The following is a 6106-nucleotide window of genomic DNA, read 5'->3' as shown; positions in this document are numbered from 1 at the left end:
GCGTTCGTCCGTTGGCCATGCGGCCACCGCGGCTGTCTCCTGGTGCAGGTTGATCACCGTAGCCTCTTGATCAGGTTAAGATTTCATGAAATCGAGCTTGACACTTGGCCACGAATTCGGCAAGCCCATTGAACGGTATTGGGGCTAAACCGTTCTCTTCCGCTTTTATCGGAGATACATGCAGTTATATCCCATACTGAACCAATAAGGGATGAGCCTTTGCAAAACAATTGCTTGCGCGATAGTCGCAACACAATAAAGCTGAATATCAATTACTTGCAACGCAGAACGGATTTGCCCTGAGCTCATGGCCGTCAGACGTTTCATTCTGAAAGCAATGGTGATATTCTTCAATATGAGAAGAGAGATGGTTGCCTAACTTTCTCAATATCTCGTTTTTTCTAAGGCTATCTTTCGTGATCATCAAAAAACACTTACCGTATCCAATGAGTCCGCCTCGGCAATTATAGCAAAATCAAGCGACTAGCCGAAGGTAACAAAGTAGTACTAGGGATAGACTCGACTTGAGAAGCCGTCTGAAAACCCAAATCCAGATCAGGCAAGCGGTCAAAGCCCCTAGAGCAAAGTCTGAGGCGTTGCCAGTTCATGTGGACGATCCGAGTGTTTTTCTGGCGCTTGGCGCCGAGGGGAAGATCACCATTAACCGACAAGCCTATCCTTCTGATGTCACCGATGCCCAGTGGGAAATCATTGTGCCCTTGCTGCCCAAACCAAACAAGGTTCCTGGCGGTCCTGGGCGCCCACCGGCGGACTTACGCTTGATCGTCAACGCCATCTTCTACCAAGCCAAGGCGGTCTGTCAGTGGCGGCTGCTGCCGCACGATTTTGGCCCGTGGCAAACGGTCTATGAATACTTCAACCGCTGGAGCCGAGACGGGGTGTGGGCCGAGGTCATGGAGATGCTGCGTCGCTTGGAGCGGGAACGTCGTCAAGGGCGCGCGCCCGAACCGACGGCGGGAAGCATTGACAGCCAAAGCGTCAAAACGGCCACCCAAGGCAACGCGGTCGGTTTCGACGGTGGCAAGCAAACCTAAGGGGCGCAAGCGCCACATCTTGGTCGACACCCTGAGCCTGATTCTCACGGTGGTGGTGACGGCAGCCAATGTTGGTGATCGGGCTGGCTTGAAACAGCTGCTGCGTGGCTAGTTTGACGGGTCCATGCATTGGCTGCGCAAGATTTTGGTCGATGGGGGCTATGACGGAGCGCCCCTCAAAGCCTGGTTGGCACCCGTGATCTCGCCGTCCATCGATCTGGACGTGGTTCAACGCCCTTCCTCTGGCTTCCATCTGGTCAAGACAAGCGCCGCTGGGTCGTTGAGCGCACCGGCCTTGATCATCGTTCGGTCCACCTGCCGTGATGCAACCTCAGCAAGTCAAGTAAGACTCTGATTTTTTACATAAAAATTGCTTTAGTTGAGTGCTTTGATCGGTCTTGGGCGAGACGATGATCAAGGCCAGCGCACCTTCTCCTGGTTGTTCAACTATCGGCGCCATCCAAAAGACTATGAAGTGCTGACACGAAACAGCGAAGTCATGATTCAGATCGCGATGATTCATCTGCTTGCTCGGTGCCTGGCGTAGGCCGTAAACGGGTCTTCAGGGAGCTTCTGAGGCTAAATCGCCGGCTTTAGCCGTTACCCGATATCATCGTCTTCTAGACGATGGTTCATTCATCTGCGAAAAAATAAAATTCGCCTACCCGCCGCTTTCAATCTAGAGATATATTCTTTCTTCCATACGGAGAAAAGTACGCGCCAGCGTTTACGCCCTTCATAGGTGCGCGAGATGACGCGGCACAATGTCTCGTGCGGCATCATCTTTCGAAATTCTTGGAATACACTACCCATTCCGAACGTCTCAACAAAGAAGGGCATTTTCTTTGATAAAGTGTCAATAATCGGGTCGCTACTAAATGGCGATTCTCGCCCCAATAATACAGTTTCGCCAGAATGATGAAAAACTATCTCCAAGAAGCGAAAATAGCGATAAGAAGGATTTATTGTTGCGCTCAGTATTTCGGCCTTCTCGATTAATGTGGTAATCAATAAACGCTTAAGGAGCTTGTTCCTCGCGTAAGCGTCTAAATTTCCAGCCAGGATGCCGTTAAACAGAGGCATGCGGCCCCAGTCATTTGTTTCGTGGAGACGATAGGCGGAAAGTGATACATCCATCACGGTTGCGCCCGTGATGGCGGAAAGCGGAATCAGAAAATATGTATCCACGCCACCAAACGGAATTTCGCCTTCTGTGGTTGGCTTCAAGATATCGAGAAGCTCTCGGCGCAAAACATTCGATGACCCATGCTGCCAGTACCAATAACCGAGATCTTCTCCACCAAAATACGTCCCATTCCTGAGGCGATCATAATATTCTGGGGTCACCCCGCTGGCCAATAACAGCGGATGCTTCGGTAAGTTCTTTCTAAATCTTTCGTCTTTGGCATCAAACTGTTGCAGCCCGCCGCTAATCAAGGTGTTGTCGCTGTCGACCATGACCGTGTTGCTTGAAGTAAAAGCAGTCGGCTTAATTGCAGATATGTGAACCTGGACGTGGCTTGATAAGAATTGAGGAAAATAATAGTCGTCAGCATCAAGAAACGCGACTAGACATCCTGTGATATGCTTGAGCGCAGCCATGGCGCCGGCAAAATGGCCTATGTTGTTTTCAAGGCGAAGAAGCCTGAAGCGGTTGTCGCCTTCTATCGCACGCGCTATGACTTCGATGCTCTGGTCTGAGGAGCCGTTATCGACGACAACGCATTCCCATCGTGTATAGGTCTGATGCTTGACGGAATCAATCGCTTGAGTAACAAACTGCTGGTAGTTCCAGTTCACCATGACGATGGAAACTAATGGCTCTGTGATTAGGTCTTTCATCATACTCTTTACCCAGAACTACTATCGACACTACGTTTACTCTCAAGGGCGCGTTGAGCCTCGAGTGCGAGTGCAAAGTCTGCGGCCCGCTGCAGTCCGATCCACAGGGTTTGTGGCCCCGGGAAGCCATCGCGCTTGCGGTTGAGGAAGCCTCCGAGGGTAGCGACCAGGCGGATCATGGTGTCGAGCGAGGGCGGCTCGGCTGGCGGATCCTGGCGCTGGGTGACGAGGTAGACGGCTTTCCACTCGGCCTCGTCAAAGACGGCGTCGCAGGGCAGCTCGGGGCAAGCGCGCCCGAGGTGCGTGAGCAGCAGCACGCGCCAGGCGATGATCATGTAGAGGGCCAACGCGGGCTTGAGGTGCTCGCGCTGTTCCAACTGTAAGCGCTCGATTTTGCAGCCACTTTTCAAAATCTTGAAAAAGACCTCCACTTACCACCTGCAGAGAGACCAGGCGATCTTCTCGAGCGCCTGCTCGGGCGTGTCGACGGGCAGGTTGGTCAACAACAGCCACTGCACGAGTTCCTCGCCGAGCGGTGGATTGACCTCGGTGGCCAACACAGCGGTGACGGTGACGTCGCTGAGCGCACGATCGGGACGTCGCGGCGACTTCAAGGTCACGCGCACGGCTTTGAGGTGCTGCTCAACCGGGCGCGCGGGTTTGCCGTGTCCGGCGGGACGGGTGAAGGTGATCGTCGTCAGCACCGCGGCGGCGGCGAGTGCCTCGCCCAAGGTGCGCCCATCGGTGAGGCGGCGATCGTGATACTGACCGCGGATCAGCCAATCGGCCCCCGACTCGGGACAGGGCGCCTCAACGAACAGGTCGTAGAGGTCGCCCTCGCGGTCGGCGATGTCGGTCAAGCGGGTCTCGGGCAACTGCTCGGCCAAGGCGTTGACCTGGGCAAAGCCATTCACCCAACGCACACTTTCCTTCTTTTCGAGCGGGCGGTTGGCTACCTTGCCCTCACCCAGACTGCCAGGCTCGCGCGCCCAACTGTGAAGATCCAGCAGTCCCAAGGGCGCTCGATCTGGGGTCACCGCCAGGGTCGGATGCAGATACAGTCCCCAGCGCGTCTCGTAGTTCAGCGGGCAAAGACCCTCTATGCGCGCTTTCTTGGAGGTGTAGTCCAGTTCGGTCGTGTCCTGGATGCACAACACCCGCGGGTGCGCGCGCAGACGCTCCTGCGTGCAGGCGATGTGCGGGGCGAGCACGCTCGCCGCCGTGACGCGCTCATTGCCGAGCAAGCGATAGGCACCGCGCGTCTCGTCCCAGCCACCGCAGGCCGCCGGAATGCTCACGCTGGGCTTGGCGCCGAACTGTCCCAACACCTGCTGTGCGCGCCGATTGCGCCGCACATCCCCTAGGTCGATGCCGCTCAATTCCTCCTCCAACGTTCCCGGCGACAGGCCCATAAAAGGCGGCGTGACTCCCTCGGTCGGCTCAAGCAGGGCTGTTTCGTACATCAGGCGGTGTCCCGGTCAATTTCAGTAGGGACGCATTGCACACGAACCTCACCCGTGCGGTCTACCCGGATGCTAGGAGTACTACTGGTTTGTGTACGATGCCGAACCAAGATGTAGGTAAAGCTATGGTCTTTCATATGCCAATCTAATGCCGGTTTTTCGGTTTTTCATTTACCGATAATGGCAAAATTCTCCGTTATCGAAAATCGCAGCTGACCCTGATATTGGCTCGGGTTGCGGAAGAATTCCTCAATAGGTGGCTTTGAGTTCGGCGAATGTCTCGAAATAGCAATTGTATAAGGATCTGTTTCTTGAAGAACTTCCAGAGCCGTTCGATGAAGTTGACATCGGGCGCGTACAGTGGGAGAAAAAGCAGCTTAATCCGTGAGGTCTTGAGATACGCTTGAACTGCTTTGATTCGATCGTAACGCGCGTTGTCGCAGATGGCGTAGATCCAGGTCGCTACTAGGTGCCGCTCCTCGAGCTGCAGAAGCAAGGGGATGGTCGAGTCAGCATTGATGGTGTCGCCGTAGCGCACGATCGGCTCAAGCTGCTCGAGGTTGATCGCAGCGTTCATATTCAGGCGCTTGCGCCCGGTGTTGGAGTGCAGTTTCCCTATCACGCTCAATCCAGCCGGCGGCGATAACCGGATTGTGCTGCGGATGCACGGCATCCATGAAATGCACCAGATCCTCGTCGACTTCGGTTTGCTTGAGCTTTTCGTACTCGGCCAGAAAGGCTTTCTGGACCTCGGCATCGGCCTTGCGCGGAATCGGCTCGGGCTGTTTGTAGATACAACTGAGGCGGTGCAGCAAGAGAGGTCATGCCACTCTCCGTGTAGCTCGCCTCGAAGGTGTCTTCCACCCACTGGGTGACGGCTCTTGCAGTGCAGTAAACGTGTTTCCGCAGATGCGCGTCGAGGTAGGAGAACTCGGCGTCGGTGAGCTGAACGTCGCTGCCGCGGTAAGCGACGTTGACGAGCGCTCCCATCCCACCCTGCTGGTAGAGGAGGAAATGGTTGCGTACGGTGTTGGCATCGAATTGCAGCACCTCCGCCACCGCCTCGGTGCTCCAACCCGTGGCGAGCAGCACCACAGCCCTGAGGCGATCAGCCGCGCGCTGTTCGCGCGTGCGCTGAGGGCTCGCACGGAGCGCGTCAAGCTCAGCAGCTGGGAAGGAGTAATCAACCATGAGCAAAACAATACATTATTTGAGCGAGCCCGGCCACCTCGCCGGATGGATGTTGCAAGGCGAAACCGTTCTGACTTGAGTTCGTCTATGGTCGAACATCTTACCCGACATTCCGCACGCCATAACGTGTAATAACGAATTTTTTGTTGCTGATTTTCAGTGGAGGTGTCGTCATCTCGCACACGAAAAACGAACAAAACGCCCGTCATCGTGGCTGAGCACCGTTATTCCACAGCCATCACCCCAGCGGCAGCTGCTCCCTCACGTTCTGTATCATCGCGTTTTTTGCCAACGCTGAGGGGAAGCACAGATGGCCGTGCACATCGACACCGGCTCCATGGCTAGTCCACGCCATTACAGCAGCCAGGTCCTCAATCACCTGGGGCTCGTGGCCGGAATGTACGACGAGCTGGGTCTGGGGGAGTTGATCGACCAGGTGCTGGTGCAGGATGAAGACAGCCGCAACGTCTCCCTCGGGCAGGCGGTTAAGGCGATGGTGCTCAACGGCTTGGGCTTTACGCAGCGCGCCCTGTACCTCACCCCGTTGTTCTTCAA

Annotated in this window: 8 protein-coding genes and 1 pseudogene; 3 read left to right on the top strand and 6 right to left on the bottom strand. The window is 55.4% G+C overall.

Going from position 1 to position 6106, the window contains the following annotated elements; all coding sequences use genetic code 11:
• Window positions 1-524: 524 nt before the first annotated feature.
• Window positions 525-1055, top strand: a complete 531-nt coding sequence (locus tag G3480_RS24630; protein WP_164656874.1) for a transposase — start codon at window positions 525-527, stop codon at window positions 1053-1055.
• On the top strand, window positions 1039-1167 hold the full coding sequence (locus tag G3480_RS24625) for a transposase (protein WP_164656873.1): 129 nt from the start codon (window positions 1039-1041) through the stop codon (window positions 1165-1167). The genes G3480_RS24630 and G3480_RS24625 overlap by 17 nt, the downstream gene beginning before the upstream one ends.
• A 524-nt stretch (window positions 1168-1691) precedes the next feature.
• Here the strand turns inward: G3480_RS24625 and G3480_RS24620 are convergent.
• The 6 genes and pseudogenes from G3480_RS24620 to G3480_RS28680 all read right to left on the bottom strand — a co-directional run.
• Window positions 1692-2900, bottom strand: coding sequence for a glycosyltransferase family 2 protein (locus tag G3480_RS24620; protein WP_164656872.1), 1209 nt, complete (start codon window positions 2898-2900; stop codon window positions 1692-1694).
• A gap of 5 nt (window positions 2901-2905) precedes the next feature.
• Window positions 2906-3274, bottom strand: a complete 369-nt coding sequence (locus G3480_RS28695; RefSeq protein ID WP_240906041.1) for an IS4 family transposase — start codon at window positions 3272-3274, stop codon at window positions 2906-2908.
• Between the two features lie 54 nt (window positions 3275-3328).
• Entirely contained in the window at window positions 3329-4360 is a 1032-nt protein-coding gene (locus tag G3480_RS24615; RefSeq protein ID WP_240906040.1) for an IS4 family transposase, read from the bottom strand.
• 196 nt (window positions 4361-4556) lie between these two features.
• Window positions 4557-4937, bottom strand: a complete 381-nt coding sequence (locus G3480_RS28690) for a transposase (protein WP_240906043.1) — start codon at window positions 4935-4937, stop codon at window positions 4557-4559.
• A complete protein-coding gene (locus G3480_RS28685; RefSeq protein WP_240906044.1) occupies window positions 4906-5175 on the bottom strand; it encodes a hypothetical protein in 270 nt (89 codons plus the stop codon). Before G3480_RS28685 ends, G3480_RS28690 begins: the two co-directional genes overlap by 32 nt.
• A gap of 226 nt (window positions 5176-5401) precedes the next feature.
• A pseudogene (locus G3480_RS28680) lies at window positions 5402-5551 on the bottom strand (IS630 family transposase); the annotation flags it as partial.
• A gap of 310 nt (window positions 5552-5861) precedes the next feature.
• Here G3480_RS28680 and G3480_RS24605 point away from each other — a divergent pair.
• On the top strand, window positions 5862-6106 hold a 245-nt coding region (locus G3480_RS24605; RefSeq protein WP_420824642.1), incomplete at its 3' end, for a DUF4277 domain-containing protein.

The organism is Thiorhodococcus mannitoliphagus (assembly GCF_010915725.1).
Taxonomy (GTDB): domain Bacteria; phylum Pseudomonadota; class Gammaproteobacteria; order Chromatiales; family Chromatiaceae; genus Thiorhodococcus; species Thiorhodococcus mannitoliphagus.
The sequence above is the reverse complement of the archived record's forward strand: the minus strand, read 5'-3'. Positions and strand labels throughout refer to the sequence as shown.

Excerpts from the sequence above, each read along its gene's own strand:
- G3480_RS24615 (WP_240906040.1), bottom strand. The coding sequence starts at position 4,360 with ATGTACGAAACAGCCCTGCTTGAGCCGACCGAGGGAGTCACGCCGCCT.
- G3480_RS24620 (WP_164656872.1), bottom strand. The coding sequence starts at position 2,900 with ATGATGAAAGACCTAATCACAGAGCCATTAGTTTCCATCGTCATGGTG.
- G3480_RS28690 (WP_240906043.1), bottom strand. The coding sequence starts at position 4,937 with ATGAACGCTGCGATCAACCTCGAGCAGCTTGAGCCGATCGTGCGCTAC.